The sequence below is a fragment of the Paenibacillus sp. cl141a genome (genome assembly GCF_900109305.1).
Taxonomy (GTDB): Bacteria; Bacillota; Bacilli; order Paenibacillales; family Paenibacillaceae; genus Paenibacillus_AQ; species Paenibacillus_AQ lautus_A.
In genome coordinates this window covers 229,177-248,472 of sequence record NZ_FNZO01000006.1, presented here as the reverse complement: position 1 = coordinate 248,472, position 19,296 = coordinate 229,177, and the positions used below count along the sequence as shown (strand labels likewise).

The 19,296-nt window shown below is 50.5% G+C and carries 20 protein-coding genes; 19 read left to right on the top strand and 1 reads right to left on the bottom strand.

What is annotated here, in order from left to right; all coding sequences use genetic code 11:
- Positions 1–34: 34 nt before the first annotated feature.
- The 18 genes from BMX45_RS18670 to spo0A all read left to right on the top strand — a co-directional run bounded on the left by BMX45_RS18670 (position 35) and on the right by spo0A (position 16,608).
- Positions 35–898, top strand: a complete 864-nt coding sequence (locus tag BMX45_RS18670; protein WP_090910974.1) for a SpoIIIAH-like family protein — start codon at positions 35–37, stop codon at positions 896–898.
- Positions 899–1,067: 169 nt separating this feature from the next.
- Positions 1,068–1,571, top strand: coding sequence for an acetyl-CoA carboxylase biotin carboxyl carrier protein (gene accB, locus BMX45_RS18665; RefSeq protein WP_009591273.1), 504 nt, complete (start codon positions 1,068–1,070; stop codon positions 1,569–1,571).
- 54 nt (positions 1,572–1,625) lie between these two features.
- On the top strand, positions 1,626–2,969 hold the full coding sequence (gene accC, locus BMX45_RS18660; RefSeq protein ID WP_015734455.1) for an acetyl-CoA carboxylase biotin carboxylase subunit: 1,344 nt from the start codon (positions 1,626–1,628) through the stop codon (positions 2,967–2,969).
- Between the two features lie 118 nt (positions 2,970–3,087).
- On the top strand, positions 3,088–3,501 hold the full coding sequence (locus tag BMX45_RS18655; RefSeq protein WP_009591235.1) for an Asp23/Gls24 family envelope stress response protein: 414 nt from the start codon (positions 3,088–3,090) through the stop codon (positions 3,499–3,501).
- Between the two features lie 70 nt (positions 3,502–3,571).
- Complete coding sequence (gene amaP / locus BMX45_RS18650; protein ID WP_090910973.1) at positions 3,572–4,111, top strand: alkaline shock response membrane anchor protein AmaP; 540 nt, start codon at positions 3,572–3,574, stop codon at positions 4,109–4,111.
- Between the two features lie 15 nt (positions 4,112–4,126).
- On the top strand, positions 4,127–4,360 hold the full coding sequence (locus BMX45_RS18645) for a DUF2273 domain-containing protein (RefSeq protein ID WP_009591264.1): 234 nt from the start codon (positions 4,127–4,129) through the stop codon (positions 4,358–4,360).
- Between the two features lie 175 nt (positions 4,361–4,535).
- Positions 4,536–4,994: a transcription antitermination factor NusB gene (gene nusB, locus BMX45_RS18640; protein WP_090910972.1), complete on the top strand. Its 459-nt coding sequence runs from the start codon at positions 4,536–4,538 to the stop codon at positions 4,992–4,994.
- A gap of 66 nt (positions 4,995–5,060) precedes the next feature.
- Positions 5,061–5,921 (top strand): bifunctional methylenetetrahydrofolate dehydrogenase/methenyltetrahydrofolate cyclohydrolase FolD, encoded by an 861-nt coding sequence (gene folD, locus BMX45_RS18635; protein ID WP_090910971.1) that lies wholly within the window; start codon positions 5,061–5,063, stop codon positions 5,919–5,921.
- A gap of 1 nt (position 5,922) precedes the next feature.
- Positions 5,923–7,293, top strand: a complete 1,371-nt coding sequence (gene xseA, locus BMX45_RS18630) for an exodeoxyribonuclease VII large subunit (RefSeq protein ID WP_090911040.1) — start codon at positions 5,923–5,925, stop codon at positions 7,291–7,293.
- On the top strand, positions 7,283–7,543 hold the full coding sequence (xseB, locus tag BMX45_RS18625) for an exodeoxyribonuclease VII small subunit (protein WP_009591232.1): 261 nt from the start codon (positions 7,283–7,285) through the stop codon (positions 7,541–7,543). The genes xseA and xseB overlap by 11 nt, the downstream gene beginning before the upstream one ends.
- Positions 7,518–8,441 carry a polyprenyl synthetase family protein gene (locus BMX45_RS18620; protein WP_175495140.1) on the top strand — a complete coding sequence of 308 codons (924 nt, stop codon included), beginning with the start codon at positions 7,518–7,520 and terminating at the stop codon, positions 8,439–8,441. Before xseB ends, BMX45_RS18620 begins: the two co-directional genes overlap by 26 nt.
- 113 nt (positions 8,442–8,554) lie before the next feature.
- On the top strand, positions 8,555–10,462 hold the full coding sequence (dxs, locus tag BMX45_RS18615) for a 1-deoxy-D-xylulose-5-phosphate synthase (RefSeq protein ID WP_090910970.1): 1,908 nt from the start codon (positions 8,555–8,557) through the stop codon (positions 10,460–10,462).
- A 19-nt stretch (positions 10,463–10,481) separates the two neighbouring features.
- Positions 10,482–11,354, top strand: a complete 873-nt coding sequence (locus tag BMX45_RS18610) for a TlyA family RNA methyltransferase (RefSeq protein WP_090910969.1) — start codon at positions 10,482–10,484, stop codon at positions 11,352–11,354.
- 68 nt (positions 11,355–11,422) lie between these two features.
- Positions 11,423–11,914 (top strand): hypothetical protein, encoded by a 492-nt coding sequence (locus tag BMX45_RS18605; RefSeq protein ID WP_090910968.1) that lies wholly within the window; start codon positions 11,423–11,425, stop codon positions 11,912–11,914.
- 17 nt (positions 11,915–11,931) lie between these two features.
- Positions 11,932–12,381 carry a transcriptional regulator AhrC/ArgR gene (gene argR / locus BMX45_RS18600; RefSeq protein ID WP_009591236.1) on the top strand — a complete coding sequence of 150 codons (450 nt, stop codon included), beginning with the start codon at positions 11,932–11,934 and terminating at the stop codon, positions 12,379–12,381.
- A 52-nt stretch (positions 12,382–12,433) separates the two neighbouring features.
- Positions 12,434–14,173 (top strand): DNA repair protein RecN, encoded by a 1,740-nt coding sequence (gene recN / locus BMX45_RS18595; protein WP_015734463.1) that lies wholly within the window; start codon positions 12,434–12,436, stop codon positions 14,171–14,173.
- Positions 14,174–14,273: 100 nt separating this feature from the next.
- Entirely contained in the window at positions 14,274–15,608 is a 1,335-nt protein-coding gene (gene spoIVB, locus BMX45_RS18590; RefSeq protein ID WP_090910967.1) for a SpoIVB peptidase, read from the top strand.
- Between the two features lie 196 nt (positions 15,609–15,804).
- Positions 15,805–16,608 (top strand): sporulation transcription factor Spo0A, encoded by an 804-nt coding sequence (spo0A, locus tag BMX45_RS18585; protein WP_090910966.1) that lies wholly within the window; start codon positions 15,805–15,807, stop codon positions 16,606–16,608.
- Between the two features lie 250 nt (positions 16,609–16,858).
- Here spo0A and BMX45_RS18580 read toward each other — a convergent pair whose 3' ends face one another.
- Positions 16,859–17,761, bottom strand: a complete 903-nt coding sequence (locus BMX45_RS18580; protein ID WP_090910965.1) for an ArsR/SmtB family transcription factor — start codon at positions 17,759–17,761, stop codon at positions 16,859–16,861.
- A 274-nt stretch (positions 17,762–18,035) separates the two neighbouring features.
- Here BMX45_RS18580 and BMX45_RS18575 point away from each other — a divergent pair, with 274 nt between their 5' ends.
- Complete coding sequence (locus tag BMX45_RS18575; RefSeq protein WP_090910964.1) at positions 18,036–19,277, top strand: extracellular solute-binding protein; 1,242 nt, start codon at positions 18,036–18,038, stop codon at positions 19,275–19,277.
- Positions 19,278–19,296 lie beyond the last annotated feature (19 nt).

Below are 19,296 nucleotides of genomic sequence, written 5' to 3'. Positions count from 1 at the left end.
CCACAGGTTTTCAATTAAAGGAGGAAAAGTTCAAATGAATAACAAAAGACAAACCATATGGTTAGTATCCATGCTTAGTTTAATGGTCATCCTGTCCGCCTACTACTTGTTCACGGACGATTCGGGAACGAAAGCGCCGCCGATTGCCGAGAGCACGCAGGTGGACGGTCAGAAGCCCGGCGCAGGACAGGAAGCCAATGGAACCGTAGGCGACGAGCTGGTTGTGAACGAAGTTCTCGAAGAAGGCACGGACGGAGATTCCGGAGCCAACGAGCAAGGGACCGGAACGACGGATACGGGCGTAACCGGCACGGAGGATCCTGCAGAGGCAACGCAAGGCGAGCAGGATGATCAAGGGAAAGCGGCCGGAGAAGCGAATAAGCCGCAAGAACCGGAAGTGAAGGAATCCACGGACGGAGCCGATAAATCCAAAGACGCCAGCAGCACCGGCAAGGACGAAGCAGAGACTTCCAAGGATACCAGCAGCACGAGCGGCGAAAAATCGGATAAAGAAGTGTTGGAGGAAGTGGCGGCCAATGCAACGTCTGCAATCGCACAGCTGGATTCCTATAAACTGGACCGTGCACAAAAAAATAATAAATTATACGATGAATTGATGACAAAAATCGACAACCATGAAAATAAACCGGAGGAAACCGCACAAGCTACCCAGCAGTTGAAAGCGGCGGAAGCGAAAGAGGAAGTCATTCTCAGCATCGAGGAAACGCTGCAGCAGCAATTCGGCAACGCCGTAGTAAAAGAAGAGAGCCAGAAATATAATGTGGTCGTTCTGAGCGAGAAACTCGATGCCAAAGGCGCGGCGGACATCGTCAGTCTTGTGATGAAGGAATTGAAGGTTTCGCCGGATAAAGTAACCGTCCAATATGTTGCGCCATAAGCTTGTCCGCAGATTTCAACATAAACCACGGATATACGATAAACCCGAAAGAGTCTAAGGATTGCCTTGGGCTCTTTCTATTTCGCTCGATTGTGATATAATACTCTAAGCTATTGACTGACTGTCCTAAGCAAGGGCTTCCAAGAAAGTGAAGGAGTGAACGTCGATCATGTTTAAATTAAACGAAATTAAGGAACTTATTAAGCTGGTGGATCAAACTTCCGTGCATGAACTGGAGATTGAGAGCGAAGGTACACGCTTATCCATTAAGAAACCCAATGCAGCCGAGGTCGTTAACAACTATCAGGCCGCGCCGCAAGCGTACATACCGGCTCAGCAAGTGATGGCACCGCAGATCGTACAGCCGAATACGGGGAATCAAGCACCTGCAGCGGCACCTCAGCAGGATTCAGCGGAGGATAGCAACAGCTCATTACATAAAATCGTATCACCGATGGTAGGAACCTTCTACCGTTCCCCATCGCCGGAGGCTGGGCCGTTTGTAAGCCCGGGGGACAAGGTGACGGAGAAATCGACGGTCTGCATCATCGAGGCCATGAAGCTGATGAATGAACTGGAAGCAGAGATTAAGGGCGAAATCGTTGAGGTTCTCGCGCAAAACGGTCAGCTTGTAGAATTCGGGCAGCCTCTGTTCCTGGTGAAGCCGGAGTAATATGGAGGGACTCGCCAAGAACGAGAGTCGTATGAGTCCGAAGGAGGTTACTGCATGACATTTCAAAAAGTGCTTATCGCAAACCGCGGAGAGATAGCCGTCCGTATCATCCGGGCTTGCCGGGAACTTGGCATCGCAACCGTTGCCGTATACTCGGAGCCGGACAGAGAATCTCTGCATGTTCGCTTGGCGGACGAGGCCTATTGCATCGGCCCTACATTATCAAAAGACAGCTATTTGAATTTCACCAATATCATGAGCGTGGCTACGCTGACCGAGTGTGACGCGATTCACCCCGGTTACGGCTTTTTGGCCGAGAACGCGGATTTCGCGGAGATCTGTGAATCCTGCAACATTACCTTTATCGGCCCTTCCGCCGACGCGATCAACCGTATGGGCGACAAGGCGGTGGCGAAGCAAACGATGAAGGATGCGGGGGTTCCGGTTATTCCCGGGTCCGACGGATTGGTCGAGGATCTGGACGAGGCCGTCATGCTCGCACGCGACATCGGTTATCCGGTCATTATCAAAGCGACCGCAGGCGGTGGAGGCAAGGGGATTCGGATCGCCGAGGATGAGGAATCGCTGATCAAACAGATTACGAACGCGCAGCAGGAAGCCCAGAAGGCTTTCGGCAATGCTGGCGTGTATCTTGAAAAATATCTCACCGGCATGAAGCACGTGGAGATTCAGATTATCGCCGATAAACACGGCAACGCCGTGCATCTCGGGGAGCGTGACTGTTCCGTGCAGCGCCGGAGACAGAAGCTGGTTGAAGAAGCTCCTTGTCCGGTGCTAAGTGAAGAGGTACGCAGCCGGATGGGTGAAGCTGCCGTTCGCGCGGCAAAAGCGGTAAACTACTCCGGTGCCGGCACGCTTGAATTTTTGCTGGGCCAGGACGGACAGTTCTACTTCATGGAGATGAACACGCGGATTCAGGTGGAGCATCCGGTAACGGAGATGGTAACCGGCGTGGACCTGATTCAGGAAATGATCTCCGTTGCTGAAGGCAACACGCTTTCCTTCAGTCAAGAGGATGTCGTCATTAATGGCTGGTCTATCGAATGCCGGATCAATGCCGAGAATCCGGACAAGGGCTTCATGCCTGCACCGGGAACCATTCAATTCTATCTGCCTCCGGGCGGTCCTGGCGTGCGGGTGGACAGCGCGGCATATCCCGGTTACACGATTTCGCCTTATTACGATTCGATGATTGCCAAGCTCATTGTATGGGCGCCGACCCGCGATGAAGCGATTGCGAAGATGAAACGCGCTTTGGCTGAATTCGAGATTGAAGGGATCTATTCGACCATCCCGTTCCATCAGAAACTGCTGAAGCATCCTACCTTCTTGAAGGGCGACTTCGATATTAAGTTTTTGGAAGAAAATGAGATTTAAAACCTTTGGCCAAGTTTGTCATAAACTTGGCCAAATGGTATAGTATGAGTAATAAGAGCGCATGCGTTATGCAGTTCGGGTGCATCCGCTAACTTATTCTGAAAGGTGTGTTGAGACAATGGCGGAAACTTTGCCTACAGAATTTGAACGTACAGATATCGGTGAGATTCAGATTGCACCGGAAGTAATTGAAGTCATCGCCGGACTCGCTACGGTCGAGGTACGCGGTGTTGCGGGGATGAGCGGAGGCTTTGCAGGCGGCATTGCGGAGCTGCTCGGACGCAAGAATTTATCCAAGGGCGTTAAAGTGGAAGTCGGACAACGGGAAGCTGCCGTTGACGTATCCGTCATCGTGGAATATGGCCATCGTCTTCCGGAAGTTGCCGGGGAAATCCAGCGCAACGTGAAACGTTCGATTGAGAATATGACAGGGCTTACGGTGATTGAAGTCAATGTACATATTCATGACGTCCATTTCATGAAATCCGTGGAGAAGACGGAAGAATTGGATTTGGCTCAACGCGTCAAATAGAATAGTTTCAGGCTAGCCCTGGGCAGCGATGTCGAGGGTTTAATCTAATTTAAGGAGGCTGTGCTGAATCGTGGCCAAAATCATGGACAGACTTTTGCTGTTTATCTACAGCTTAAGTATCGGTGTTATATCCGTAGTTGCCATCCTCCTGTTGAGTGGCGCTGTTCCTTACGAATTAACGAATGTTCAGGAACAACGCCTTTTCTGGGCTGGAATTATCGTAGCTGCGGTTTTGTTTTTGCTGAGCATCCGTTTTTTCTACATCTCCGTCAGGCGCGATCGCTCGAACCTGAACTCCATCGATCAGCGAACGGAATTCGGCGATATCCAAATCTCCGTGGAGACGATCGAGAATCTCTGCTTGAAGGCGGCTTCGCGCGTCCGCGGAGTGAAGGATCTGAAATCGCGGATCAAGGTATCCCAGTCGGGTCTTGATATTGCGATTCGGGCCGTGGTTGATGGCGAGGAATCCATTCCTGCGCTGACTACCGAAGTGCAGAAGCAAGTGCACGACTTCGTTGAAGATACAACAGGAATACCCGTATCATCCGTATCCGTATATATTGCTAACGTGGTTCAGGCACCAAGCTTCAAGAGCCGCGTGGAATAGAGGTGAGCTTCCCAAATGCCTTGGAAAGAAATATGGGAGAGTCACAGAGGAAGGATTGCCGGGGTGGCCGGCGGGCTTGTGTGCGGACTGATTTATTTATTATCCGGTTTTTGGGATATGCTGTTCTTTGCATTAGTGGTATTTATCGGCTATATATTTGGCAAGCGAAAGGATCTGAACCAGGGCTCCATCTTCCACTTTCAGGAATGGGGACGCTGGCTTTCCGAGCGCTGGCGGCCGTTTAAATGAACCCTGTGATATGCTTTCTCCGGAAAAAATGCTGAGGACAGGTGTAGTGCGCCTTTTTTGCGGAGAGAGATATTCACAGGTTTTTTTTTGGCGTTTAATTGTTGTCAAGTCTTGACGGCAAATGGATCATACTAATTAGAAAAATGGATTCGGCAGGGTCCACAGGAGGAACATAATGAAAAGACGTGTAGCTAGAGAGATTGTCGTTCAGAGCCTTTACCAGATGGAGATGAACGAAGTCGACAGCATGGAAGCCGTGTCGATGCTGCTCTCCGAAGCGGCCGAAGAGAATGAGACCGAGCGGGTCATCGGCGACGAGGTTCAAATGAAGGAATATGTTCTGCAGCTGGTCAACGGGACATGGGAATCCAAGGATTCGATTGACAATCTCCTCGCTCATTATTTGAAAGGCTGGCAGGTAAGCCGTCTTTCCCGCGTGGATCGTCAAATCCTGCGACTGGCCGTGTACGAGCTGACTTATCGCGATGACGTGCCCGGGAAAGTGGCGGTTAACGAAGCGATCGAACTGTCCAAGCATTTCGGAACCGAGGAATCGGGCAAGTTCGTCAACGGCGTACTGGGCCGGATGATTCAAGAGCTGGATCAAGTCAAGGTGAAGCTGCGTCAGTCCTAAATCTGCACGTTTGTTCATGCCCGGCTTGAAACGTAAAGATTCAATCATAATGGAGGAGAGATCAGGATGACAGAAGCAACGATTATTAGCGGAAAACAGATTTCGGAAGAAATTCGCAAGGGGATTGCGTTAGAAGTAGAACAATTGTCCAAGCAGAATGTACGTCCTGGTTTGGCTGTTGTACTTGTAGGAGATGATCCGGCTTCGCATGTTTACGTTCGCAACAAGGAGAAAGCATGCCACGATCTGGGCTTTTATTCCGAGGTGCATCGTCTGCCCGCGGATTCCAGCCAGGACGAAGTGCTCGCGCTTGTGGACAAGCTCAATGCCCAGGAATCCATCCATGGGATTCTTGTCCAGCTACCTTTGCCTAAACACATCGAGGAAAAGTCCGTCATCGATGCGATTGCGGTGGAGAAGGACGTGGACGGTTTCCACCCGGTTAATGTGGGTAACCTCGTAATAGGCGATGACAGTCTCCTGCCATGCACGCCGGCCGGCGTTATTGAAATGATCAAGCGGACAGGCATTGAGATGGCAGGCAAACATGCGGTCGTGATCGGGAGATCCAATATTGTCGGCAAACCGGTATCTCTTCTTCTTCAGCGCGAGAACGCGACCGTTACGATGTGCCACTCCAAAACGGGGAATATGGCGGAAATCGCGCGTCAAGCGGACATCCTAGTCGTGGCGATCGGCCGAGCGAACATGATTGATGCCAGCTACGTAAAACCCGGTGCCGTCGTTATCGATGTCGGCATGAACCGCCTGGAGAACGGAAAGCTTGCCGGGGATGTTGACTTTGAGAGCGTGAAGGCCGTGTCCGGCCCGATTACTCCGGTTCCCGGAGGGGTTGGACCGATGACCATCACGATGCTCATGCAGAATACACTGATAGCCGCCAAAAGGCTGAATGGGCTGGCCTGACATGAAGACGGCCGATCCAGGACGAGTATTATCCGTTAAGGATTTAAACCGATATATTCGCATGAAGATGGAAGGCGACTCCAGGCTATCCGACGTATGGATCCGAGGCGAGATATCGAATTTTACCCATCATTCCAGCGGACATATGTATTTTACCTTAAAGGATGAAGGCAGCCGGATTCGTGCGATTATGTTTGCGACTCATAACCAGAGGCTGCCTTTTATCCCCAAGGAAGGGTCGCGAGTCATAGCGAGGGGCAATGTGTCGGTGTACGAACGGGATGGTCAGTACCAATTCTACGCCGTCCAAATGCAGCCGGACGGCATCGGCAGCTTGTACCTCGCTTATGAACAGCTGAAGTCGAAACTGGAGGAAGAGGGCTTGTTTGCTGCCGATCGCAAGCGGCCGCTGCCGCGCTATCCCAAGACGATCGGCGTGATCACGTCGCCAACAGGGGCTGCCGTGCGGGATATCATGATTACGATCCGGAGGCGCTATCCTCAGGCGAACGCCATTTTGTATCCAGTGCTGGTTCAAGGCAAAGGGGCTGCGCCTTCGATCGTCAAGGCCATTCGGACGATGAACGACATGGCAGAGGCTGATGTGCTAATCGTTGGGCGCGGTGGCGGATCACTGGAAGAACTCTGGGCGTTTAATGAGGAGATCGTTGCAAGGGCCATTTATCAATCCCATATTCCGGTCGTTTCGGCCGTCGGGCACGAAACGGATTTTACGATCGCCGATTTTGTCGCGGATCTTCGAGCTGCCACACCAACGGCCGCAGCGGAACTTGCGGTTCCGAGCACCGCAGAACTGAGAGGGCAGCTTGCCCAAAGACAGCGCCAGCTGAATCAGGGGCTGCAGCAACGCCTTCAGCGGAGCCGTGAACGTTTGATATCGCTTCAGCGGTCCCCGGTCCTGGTGCATCCCCGCCGGTATATGCTTCAGCATGCCGAACGGCTGGACATGCTGTCCCAGCGGCTGCAGGGCCACCTGAAATCCAGGCTCTCCCTGGTCCGCCAGCGTCAAAAATCGCTGCACCAGGGCCTGATCCGATATAATCCGCGGACTCAAGCGGAGTTCGCCGCCAAAAGGAAAGAGCAGGCCAACCGGCAGTTAATGAATGCGATGCAGTCGATCATGAAGTCCAAGATGTCGCAGCTGCAAACCGAGATGCGTCATCTCGATGCACTCAGCCCGCTGAAGATCATGTCGAGAGGCTACAGTCTCGTGTATGACGAGAAAGAGCAAAAGCTTGTTAAATCGATAGAAGACGTGCAATTAGGTGATTTGGTGAACGTAAGGGTCAACGATGGACAGCTGCAATGTCAAGTGTGGGGAATGAAGGAGGATGAAGAGATTGGCGAATGAAACACTGGAGATCAGCTTCGAAGAAGCGATGGCTCAGCTGGAGACGATCGTTGAGCAGCTGGAAGACGGAGATGTGCCGCTTGAAAAAGCCATCGATTTATTTCAACAGGGCATGAAGCTGTCGCAGATGTGCAGCAAAAAGCTGGAGCAGGTCGAGCAGAAAATCGAAATGATCGTGGAAGAGGGCGGAGAATTGAAGCGGAAGCCATTCGGCGGGACGCTGGATGAGACAGGTGAACTGGGTGAATAACAGACTTACGATCCATCAATATATGAATGAAATTTGTGACAGGCTGGACAGCGAGTTCACGAATCTTTTTCCGTCAGGCTGGAAAGTTCCTGAAACCCTATCGCGGTCCATGTCGTATTCTTTAATGGCAGGCGGCAAGCGAATGCGTCCGCTGCTTGTCATTGCGGCATGCGAGGCGGGCGGCGGCAGCCGTGAAGCAGCCGTTCCGGTAGCCTGCGCGGTGGAAATGGTCCATACATATTCCCTTATCCATGATGATCTGCCGGCGATGGACGATGATGATTACCGCCGCGGCAAGCCGACGAATCATAAGGTGTTTGGCGAGGCTAGCGCGATTTTGGCCGGTGATGCCTTGCTGACGCATGCCTTTTACAGCGTCATCCAGGCTGCAAGAAAGCATGGGGTTCCAGCAGAGCGCGTGCTGTCGATCGTGGAGGATCTTGCGGAGTATGCAGGTCCGCGGGGGATGGTAGGCGGTCAGGTGGCCGACATGGAGGGGGAGCAAGGGATCACGACGTTAGAGCAGCTTGAGTATATTCACCTGCACAAGACCAGTGATCTGATCATGTTCTCGCTGATGGCGGGCGGCCATGTTGCCGGGTGCTCCGACTCCCAGATCGAATCCTTGCGTACCTTCGGGCATCATATCGGCCTTGCTTTTCAGATTCAAGATGATATCCTGGATCTCGTCGGGGATGAGTCCAAGCTCGGGAAGCCGGTACAAAGCGATGTGAAGCAGGAAAAGGTGACCTATCCGTACTTCATCGGTTTGGACGCATCGAGGCATGAAGTCGAGCGACTGACGGCAGAAGCCAAGCGGGTCATTTCCGAAGGAAACTTCGCCGACCCTACAAGGCTGCTGGAGATCGCGGATTTCTTGATGGCCCGGGACCACTAAGCGAGCGCTACATGCAAACGGTTTTTTTGTGATATAATGTCTGTTAATGGCTGAATTTCTATCGGCTTAGTAACGTAAACTTAACTTAATCAAGGAAAGCGGGGAGATTCTTCGTGCTTCTTCCAAATATCAAACAACCAGAACAACTTAAAAATCTATCGGTGGACGAACTCGAGGATTTAGCGGGGCAAATCCGTCATTTTCTAATCGAAAAGCTGTCCGTTACCGGTGGCCATCTTGCACCGAATCTGGGAGTGGTTGAACTCACGCTGGCCTTGCACTTTTGCTTTGACAGCCCTCGTGACAAGATGATTTTCGATGTGGGCCATCAAGCCTATGTACACAAGATCTTGACCGGACGGATGGATAAATTCGATACGCTCCGCAAATACAAAGGCTTGTGCGGCTTCGTCAAGCGTTCCGAGAGCGAGCATGATGTATGGGAAGCCGGTCACAGCAGCACCTCGCTGTCTGCCGCAATGGGCATGGCCATGGCCCGGGATCTGAAAGGCGAAGACAATCGGGTTATCGCCATGATCGGGGATGGGGCCCTTACAGGCGGCATGGCGTTTGAAGCACTAAACCATATCGGCCACGAGCAGAAGAAGCTCATGGTCATCCTGAATGACAATGAAATGTCGATCGCACCGAATGTCGGTGCCATGCATAACTACTTAAGCAAGATCCGTTCGGACCGTTTTTATCTTCGTGCCAAAGACGAAGTGGAAATGGTCTTGAAGAAAATCCCAGCCATCGGCGGCAAACTCGCGAAGACGGCAGAGAAGATGAAGGACAGCCTTAAATATATGATGGTTCCGGGTGTTTTATTCGAGGAACTTGGTTTTACGTACCTCGGGCCTGTGGACGGACATGATCTGAACAAACTGATCGATACTTTGAAACAGGCGGACAATGTGGATGGTCCCGTGCTGATCCACGCCGTAACAACCAAGGGCAAGGGATACCGTCCTGCCGAATCGGATTCGCATAAATGGCACGGAATCACTCCTTATAAGATTGAATCCGGCCAAGTGCTTAAGGCAGTAGGCAATCCGATGTACACGGAAGTGTTCGGACAGACTTTGGTAGAGCTGGGGGAACAGGATAAACGCATCGTTGCCGTTACGCCGGCGATGCCGGGCGGCTCGGGCCTGATCCCGTTCAGCAAGAAATTCCCGGACCGCATGATCGATGTCGGGATTGCCGAGCAGCATGCGGCAACGCTGTGCGCGGCTCTGGCCATGGAAGGCATGAAACCCGTGTTCGCGGTCTATTCCACGTTCATGCAGCGTGCGTACGACCAAATCGTGCATGATATTTGCCGCCATAACGCCAACGTGATGTTTGCGATTGACCGTGCCGGCTTTGTCGGTGCAGACGGCGAAACGCATCAAGGGGTATACGATGTGGCCTTCATGCGTCATATCCCGAATATCGTCATCATGATGCCAAAAGACGAGAATGAGCTTCGTCACATGATGAAGACGGCGCTTGATTATAATGAAGGACCGATTGCTTACCGTTACCCTCGGAACAATGTGCGCGGCGTTCCGATGGACACTGAGCTGGTGCCCATTCCAATCGGAACCTGGGAAGTCGTCCGTCCCGGCGAAGGGTATGCCATCCTGGCTTCGGGTCCGATGGTTCAGCTGGCCGAAGAAGCGGCGGAGCAGCTCAAGCGGGAAGGCATTGCGGTAGAAGTCGTGAATGCCCGTTTCCTTAAACCGCTTGACGGAGACATGCTGGGGAATTTGGCGAAGACGGGAACGTCGATGCTGGTTCTGGAGGAAACCTCGCAAGCAGGCAGTTTGGGGAGCGCGGTTCTGGAATATTTTGCAGAGCAGGGAATCCATGATGCCGTCGTATCCTTGATGGGGATCGAAGACCGGTTCATCGAGCATGGAAGCATTCCGCAGCAGCGGGAGGAAGTGGGTCTCACGCTGGAAGGGGTTTGCCAGGAAATCCGGAGCCTGAAGAATGCCCGGACCGCCGTACTCGGCAAAAGAAGTTTTATGTCTTAGTAACGATCGGGAGTATACTATGGATTCATCTCAGAAGGAACGAATTGATGTCCTGCTCGTGGAGCAGGGTTATTATGAGAGTCGCGAAAAAGCAAAAGCCGCGATTATGGCGGGTCTGGTCTATGCCGGAACCGAACGGATCGAGAAAGCCGGCATGAAAATTCCGAGGACGTCCGAACTGAAGGTCAAGGGCTCGGTTCATCCTTATGTCAGCCGAGGCGGACTAAAGCTGGAGAAAGCGATTCGTACGTTCGGCCTCGACATGAAGGGACGCACGATGCTGGATATCGGATCATCGACAGGCGGTTTTACGGATTGCGCGCTCCAGCATGGGGCCAGTTATGTGTACGCGATCGACGTGGGTTATAACCAGCTGGATTGGTCGCTGCGTAACGATGAACGCGTATGCGTCATGGAGCGAACGAATTTTCGCTATATGACGCCGGAGGACCTGAACGGTCCTCCGCCTGATTTTGCCAGCATCGATGTTTCGTTTATATCACTTCGCATTATACTGCCGCCTCTGAAGATGCTGCTGGGTAAACCGGGAGATGTAGCCGCCCTGATCAAACCTCAATTCGAGGCGGGGCGGGAGAAGGTCGGTAAATCCGGGGTGGTTCGGGATCCGAAGGTCCATAAGGACGTTTTAACGCAGGTGCTGACTTTTGCGGACGGCCTTGGATTCAAGCTGAAAAACCTTACGTTCTCTCCGATAACGGGAGGGGAAGGAAATATTGAATTCCTGGCCCACTGGCGATTAGAGCCGGAGGTATCTGAAAGCTCGGAAGAACCGACTCAGGAAGATGGACAAACTTCTGTCCCATTGAGTCAATGGATTGACACCGTCGTCACGCAAGCGGCTCATACATTCACAGGAAACTCATCGAAATGATGGGTTTCTTTTGCTGAAAAAGAGGAATTTATGTTCTCATCCGCGAATACAAAATTCGAGGTGAGAGGATGAATGAGCGTTATGATTGGTTATTAATGATATTGCTTGGTGTCGTCATTGCCTTGCTTATCGGCTATAGGCTGAATCGTTGGCTGATGTCACCATCACCGGACCGGCTGCCGGGCATCCCGATCAATGAGCACATTCCAGATCACCCAGTCATTGGGATGCTTCAACAAGAAGGATATGATGTGGTTGGGGGTAAAGTAAAAATAAACTTGTCGTTTGAAACGGGACATAAGCCCATCTTAAGTCGGTTGTTTATAGATTACGTTGCATCCGACGACAGCGGCGAACTGTACATGGTGAAGCTGGCGCGGGAACGAATGCCGGTGGATTGGACAGGCTCTGGCATTCGCGATCGGTTGATGCCGTTTTTGCTGCTGTATCCCGAGTGTGCGGGCCTCCTCTACATCGACGTGAATGAGGGGACAATTAACCGTTTAAGCATGGATTGGACGGACGAAGAATGGATTGGTCATGATGAATACAACAGTTAATACTCAGGAGGCTCTTTATGAAGGGACAACGCCATATTAAAATCAGGGATATCATTACCCACCAGGACATTGAAACGCAGGATGAGCTTGTGGACGCATTGCGCGCGGAAGGCTTTCAGGTTACTCAGGCTACGATATCACGGGATATTAAAGAATTGCTGCTCATAAAAGTGCCTACAGATGATGGGCGATATAAATACTCCATGCCGACAGATCAGCGGTACAACCCTGTTCAGAAGCTCAAAAGAGCGCTTGTCGACAATTTTGTTTACATTGACCGAACCGGCAATCTTGTGGTCATGAAATGCTTGCCCGGAACAGCCAACTCGGTTGCCGTGCTGCTCGATAACATGGAATGGTCACAGATCATGGGGACCATCTGCGGGGATGACACGATCTTGCTGATTTGCCGTACGGAAGTAGACGGTGAACATGTGGTGTCCCAAATCAAAAATTTCATTTCCTAATCAGGTGTGGTGACATATCGATCATTTTTTAGCAGTAGCGGAGGTGGTAAACATGTTAAACACGCTATCCATTCGGAACCTGGCTGTCGTAGAAAGCGTGGATGTACACTTTTATCCCGGATTTCACGTTCTGACAGGGGAAACCGGGGCCGGTAAGTCCATTATCATTGATGCGCTGGGTTTAATTGCCGGCGGCCGCGGCTCGGCAGAGCTGATTCGGTACGGGTGCGACAAAGCGGAGATCGAGGCTCTGTTTGAGCTGCCTGCGGAGCATCCGGTATGGAGTACGCTCAAGAAGCTGGGGGTTGAAGCGGATCCGGAAGAGCACTTACTAATTCGAAGAGAGCTGACGTCTCAAGGAAAAAGCACGTCGCGTATTAACGGACAGCTGCTGAACCTCAGCATGCTGCGTGAAGTTGGGGAAAAGCTGATTAATATCCATGGACAGCATGAGCATCAAAGCCTGCTGCGTTCAGAGCAGCATATGAGCCTCCTGGATACTTACGGAGATAAGACCATAGGGCCTGCCAAGCGCAAATACCAGGAGCTGTACGGCGAATTCAGCAAAGTGGAGAAAGAGCTTAAGGACCTGCAGGAAACCAGCCAGAAAGCATATCAAATGCTGGATATGTACCGTTTCCAGCTGGAGGAAATCGCGGCTGCCGGGCTGAAAACCGGCGAAGACGAGGCATTATCCGAAGAAAGAACCAAACTCTCCCACAGCGAAAAGATGATGGATTCCGTAGCGGGAGCCTACGACCTGTTGTACGGATCATCGGGCCTTGAGTCCGTCAGCAGGGCTTTGTCCAGACTTGAGGATGTATCCGGATACGACGAGAAGGGATTAAAGCCGCTTGTCGAGCAGCTTCAATCCGCTTATTATCAGCTTGAGGATGCGGTCTTTCAGTTAAGGGATTATCGTGACGGCATCGAATTCAATCCCGAACGTCTCAATGAAATTGAGCTCCGTCTAGATATGATCTCCGGATTGCGCCGAAAATATGGGGATAATGTGGAGCAAATTCTGGAATACTACGTGAGAATTCAGCAGGAAACCGATATGCTGGAGAATAAGGACGAATTTATTCAAGCGTTGGAACAGCGCCGTGACGAGTTGTTAAGCGTGCTGCTCGTAAGCGCGAAAGAGCTGAGTCATGCCCGCAAACAATGCGCGCAAGACTTGGCTAGGCAAGTCGAGGGAGAACTGAAGGATCTTCAAATGGAACGCACCTCGCTGGAAGTCCGCCTGGAATTGCAGCTGGATCCGAACGGCTACGAATATGAAGGCCAAAAAGTCCGGTTGACGAGACAAGGCATGGATACGGCGGAATTCCTCATTTCCGCGAATCCGGGCGAGCCGCTCCGACCGCTTGCCAAAATTGCTTCGGGTGGAGAAATGTCCAGAATTATGCTGGCGATGAAGAGCATATTTGCCCGTCATGATCAAATACCGGTCTTAATCTTTGATGAAGTCGACACGGGTGTCAGCGGAAGGGCCGCGCAATCGATTGCCGAGAAGCTGTTTTTGCTGGCCAAAACCTGTCAAGTATTCTCCATTACGCATTTGCCGCAGGTGGCTTGCATGGCCGATCATCAATATTTAATCGAGAAGAAGCTTGAAGCCTCCAGAACGATGACGCAAGTAGAAAACCTGAATGAAGAAGGGCGTGTAAAAGAGCTTGCCCGGATGCTTGGCGGAGTCGAAATTACCGAAAAGACGCTTCATCATGCCCAAGAAATGCTCAATCTGGCGGCAGCGCAAAAGGCTTCCAGAAAGGCTTTGGGTCAATGATTGACAGTTATAAAACCATAAGGGCAGGGTAACTTAAAGGTACGCAATTGGCGACCACCTTTTCGTCAAGCGAAAGAAGAAAAAGGGAGCGTGACAGCCATTGAAGCCCAACCTCAGGAGAAAACTGCTCGGTTTCGTTCTTGCTTTCCTTCTTTGTTTCATTGGAACTGCTGATCCTGTCCAATCTTTTGCCTCATTGCCCGATGAGCTGAGATTGATTACCGGTCAGCAGTCCCGACTTGATGTTGCCATGCCTGTGCAAGCCCTCGCTTCAGTTGATCGACCGGATATCCTGCAGCTAAACGGCTCCCGGGAATCGAAACTTCAAGTATCGTTAAAACAGCCGCTGCAGCTCAATCCCCAGCAAAGTGGAAACGCAGAAGTAACCCTGAAATTATTCGGTACAATTCCTCTGAAGACTGTCCATGTCAAAGTGATGCCGGAACTTAAGGTCATACCGGGAGGCCAAACCATCGGCGTCAAGGTGAAATCCTCCGGTATACTGGTGGTTGGACATCATCTGGTACGGGTTCAAAACGGGGCCAAAGTGTCTCCCGGCGAAGCAGCCGGCCTAAAGCTTGGCGACCTGCTTACAACGATGGATGGAAAGCCGCTTAACGATGTCACGAAGGTTGCCGAGATCGTCGAGAAGGCCGGTAAAGCGAATCGGCCGCTGGACATTTCCTTTAAACGGGACGGCAAGGTAATGAAAACAAAGCTGAGTCCCGCCTATGACCAAGAGGATCAAAGCTGGCGCCTTGGCCTGTATATCCGTGATTCCGCAGCAGGCGTAGGGACGCTTACCTTTTATGCGCCTCACCAGAAGGTCTACGGAGCGCTCGGTCATGTCATCACCGACATGAATACTCAGACCCCCATTGACGTTGGAAGCGGCCAGATCGTTCAATCCAACGTCACCTCCATTAGCCGTAGCGAAGAAGGCGAGCCCGGAGAAAAAAGGGCAACCTTCACCAAAGACGGCAAAATCTTAGGCAATGTCGAGCGCAATACCCATTTCGGCATTTTCGGCAAAATGAATCAGCTTCCGGATCACGGACTGTATCATGAGCCGATTCCCGTTGCCTTTTCCCATGAGGTGAAGGAAGGTCCCGCTGAAATATTAACCGTCGTTGAAGGCCAGGAAGTCGAACGCTTTACGGTGGAGATCGTTCACGTCTCCAAACAGGACGCTCCAGCGACCAAAGGAATGGTGCTGCGCATTACCGATCCGAGACTGCTTAAGAAGACCGGCGGAATCGTGCAGGGCATGAGCGGCAGTCCCATCGTTCAGGACGGCAAGCTGATTGGAGCGGTAACCCATGTGTTTGTAAACGACCCTAAGTCGGGATATGGGTGCTTTATCGAGTGGATGCTTCAAGATTCCGGCGTACTACAATCTACAGAATCAACACCTCAAAATCTTAAGGCAGGTTAAATGCCTTGAGATTTTTTGTCGTAAAAGAACGAAATAGAGATTAATTTGAAACAAAATATTTAATTATAAATCAACTTCAAAAAAAAATAAAGAAAAATAATTTTCGACAGAAGGAATTTAATTAAGCATGTCGAAAACTTTATAAACAGAAAAATGTTCTAAAATAACAACTGATCTGATAAAGGAGGAGCACGAATTGCAAAAGATTGAGGTATTATTGGCAGACGACAACCGTGAATTTACAAACCTGCTCGGCGAATACATTTCGGATCAACAAGATATGGTGGTATCCGGAATCGCTTATAATGGCGAAGAAGTACTAAGCATGATTGAGGAATCCGGAAAAGTACCGGACGTACTGATCCTTGATATTATTATGCCTCATTTGGACGGGCTAGGGGTACTCGAGCGTTTACGCGATATGAATCTGTCTCCGCAGCCGAAAGTCATAATGCTCACGGCGTTCGGCCAAGAGAATATAACGCAGCGCGCGGTGCAGTTGGGTGCTTCCTATTATATTTTAAAGCCGTTTGACATGGAGGTGCTCGCCAGCCGCATTCGACAGCTCGTGGGTTCGCCGAGCAGCATTTCCTCCGGTGCTCCGTTTGCAAGCATGAAATCCAATGTGGTTCCTATGGGCAAGGGCAAGAACTTGGACGCGAATATCACTTCCATTATCCATGAAATCGGCGTTCCCGCTCATATTAAGGGATATCAATATCTGCGCGAAGCCATTACCATGGTATACAACAATATCGAAATTCTTGGCGCGATTACCAAAACGCTGTATCCGGCCATCGCTGAGAAGTTCAAAACAACGCCATCCCGAGTGGAGCGGGCGATCCGGCATGCCATTGAAGTGGCTTGGACGCGCGGTAACATCGATTCCATCAGCCACTTGTTCGGCTACACCATTAACATCAGCAAATCCAAGCCGACCAACAGCGAGTTCATTGCCATGGTGGCAGACAAGCTTCGGATCGAGCATAAGGTCTCTTGAAAGGGTAAGGACTAAGAGGAAGGGATTTAGGGATATGGACGTTGCACACCTAAATGTCTACTTGAGCGATTTATTGAAATCACTCCTTTATTGGTTGCGGCTATCGTAACCTGTGAAGGAGTGATTTTATGTTTCAGGACGGAATTCATCAGCAAAACAAACCAGCCGGATCAGCGGCTGGTTTGTTTTGTTTTACTAAGGTTACATTACCATCCGGTAATCTCCTTCCGGTGCTGCACCATCAATTTCCTCACAGATAATACATTTTGAACTGGATATCCTGGGCATGGTTTCCGAATTTCTTGCCGAATAACGTAGCGCCTCCAACATGCTTCGCGTCTTCCTTGACTTCGATACGAAAGGTCCAGCGATCACATGCCGAATCCAGCTCATCCACGGAGACGGTTGAGAGAGGATCGCCATCGATATACGTGCCGTGGCTGGTAATCCGGATCGTTTTCAGCAGGCCGTATTGGTTGATGTTGTGCGGCCACCATTCAGGCGTATATTTCCCCCGCGTATCCGCAAAATCTCCTGGGCTCGTCCACGTGCCGAGCTCCATTCCGTTCAAGGAAAACGTAATGTCCGATGGCCACACATCATTGGAAAAAGGAAACTCGGACGATATCTCCAAACTGATTTCGAATTGCTGCAGCTTCTCATCCTTTTGCAGAAAGTTGGCGATGTTGTATTGGATGAACCCCTCGGTAAACCACAGGATTTCCGCATCCACGCGCTTGGGATCCATAAAATACTTGGGCTCGTCAACCCGTCCGATGAACTCCTTCTCGGTAGCAAGGCCGCACGTAGGCTTCAGGTCATAGTCGGTGTAATGCCCGATCGGCACCGAAGCTTCATAAGAAGCAAAGGAATGGAAGATTTTTTTGGGGAAGTTGATTTCAATGTGATCCACCTTCAGAATCGATACTTTCTGCTGCCCCGATTTTCCCGGCACCTTCTCCGTCCGGATAATGCCGGCATCTTCGAGTTTTTTAATATGCTTCGTCACGATCGGACTGCTGATTTGAAGCTCCTGCGCCAAATCCTTGATGTTCATTTTGTTTTTGGAGAGCAGCTGAATAATCTTGATGCGAACTTCGCTGGCCAAAGCCTCGTAAACCACAAGCGATGACTTGTCTATTTCCAATTGCATATGACCACTTCTTTCAACAAGTTTTCAATTATTAACTAATATGCATCATAACACAGGCATTATTAACCTGTATATAAATCTTGGCATTTAAACTCACATTTTTGTCGCAATATAATTAACAAAAATGTTAATCAAATATAATAATTATAATTAAGATTTACATATAAGTTATTGACACCGCTTTCATAGCAAGTGTATACTGAACCAAAGTTAATCGTTTTCATGATTTTGGCCGGTGAATGATTAACCAAATGATTAGTAATAGGAGGAGAGTTTGTTGAAGAAAAAAATGGGGGTTTCACTGATACTTGCATTGTTAGCGGTAGCGGTACTGGGAGGATGCGGAAACGGCGACAAGAACACCATTACCTTCTGGACGCCATTAACGGGTGATGACGGGGCTTACATGGACCAGCTCGTTAAGGATTACAATGCGACCAATCCCGAGTATAAAGTGAAGCATGTCATCACTTCGGACATGTATACAAAGATATCCACCGTTCTTAATTCCGGAAAAGGCGTTCCCGATCTTTCCATCATCCATGCGGACCGAGTTCCAAGCTTCGTTAAGCAAGGCGTATTGGAGCCGATGACGGCGGTTATGCAAGCGCAGCCAGAGTTGAAAGAGGACAATTATCTGCCGCAGGCCTGGGCAACCGGAAACGTGGAAGGCACACAATATACGGTTCCGCTTGATATCCATAGCAACGCGATGTACTACAACAAAAATCTACTCAAGAAATATAATGCTGAAAGTTTCCTGGATGACGATGTCGTGACCATCGATGAAATGTTGTCGCTGCAAGGCAAGCTGGATGATGGCGATTACGTGGTCAATGATGCGCTGTTGGGCTGGGTGGTGTTGGCTCAAATCCAGAATCTGGGCGGGGACATCCAGCAAGACGGCAAGCCTGCAGTCAATACGGAAGCCATGAAGCAGGCATTTACAGAGATTAAGAAAGTAGCCGATGCGGGTTTAATGACACCATTTGGCGAAGACGGCTACCTGATGTTCCAAGCTGGAAACGTTTTATTCTCCACAGACGGCACATGGAGCTCCACGGCCCATGCCGCGGTTGACGGCCTGGACTTTGGCGTAACCAACATTTATTCGACGAGTGCGGATACATATACAAACCGAGCATCCTCCCACCTGTTCTCCATGCTGAAGAACGAGAAGAGAACGGATGAAAAAGAACAGGCCATCGGCCAGTTCCTGGAGTTCATTCGCCAACACTCGATCGAGTGGGCAAAAGCGGGTCAGATCGTAGCGAGTAAACAAGTCATTGAGAGTCCGGACTACAATAACTATATTCAATCCTTCTTCACGTCCAATGAAAAAGAAATTGAATCCTTGTACATTTACACTTACGAGTACTATCCATATGTTGCCGAGGCTGTAGATACATATGCAGCGGATATTGTGCGGGGCAACGTCGATATCGACGAAACCCTGGCGACGATGCAGAAGTTCGTGGAGGATAAAATCGCAGAAGGCAACAGTGCGGCAAAGTAAATGAAGACAGAGCCGATTG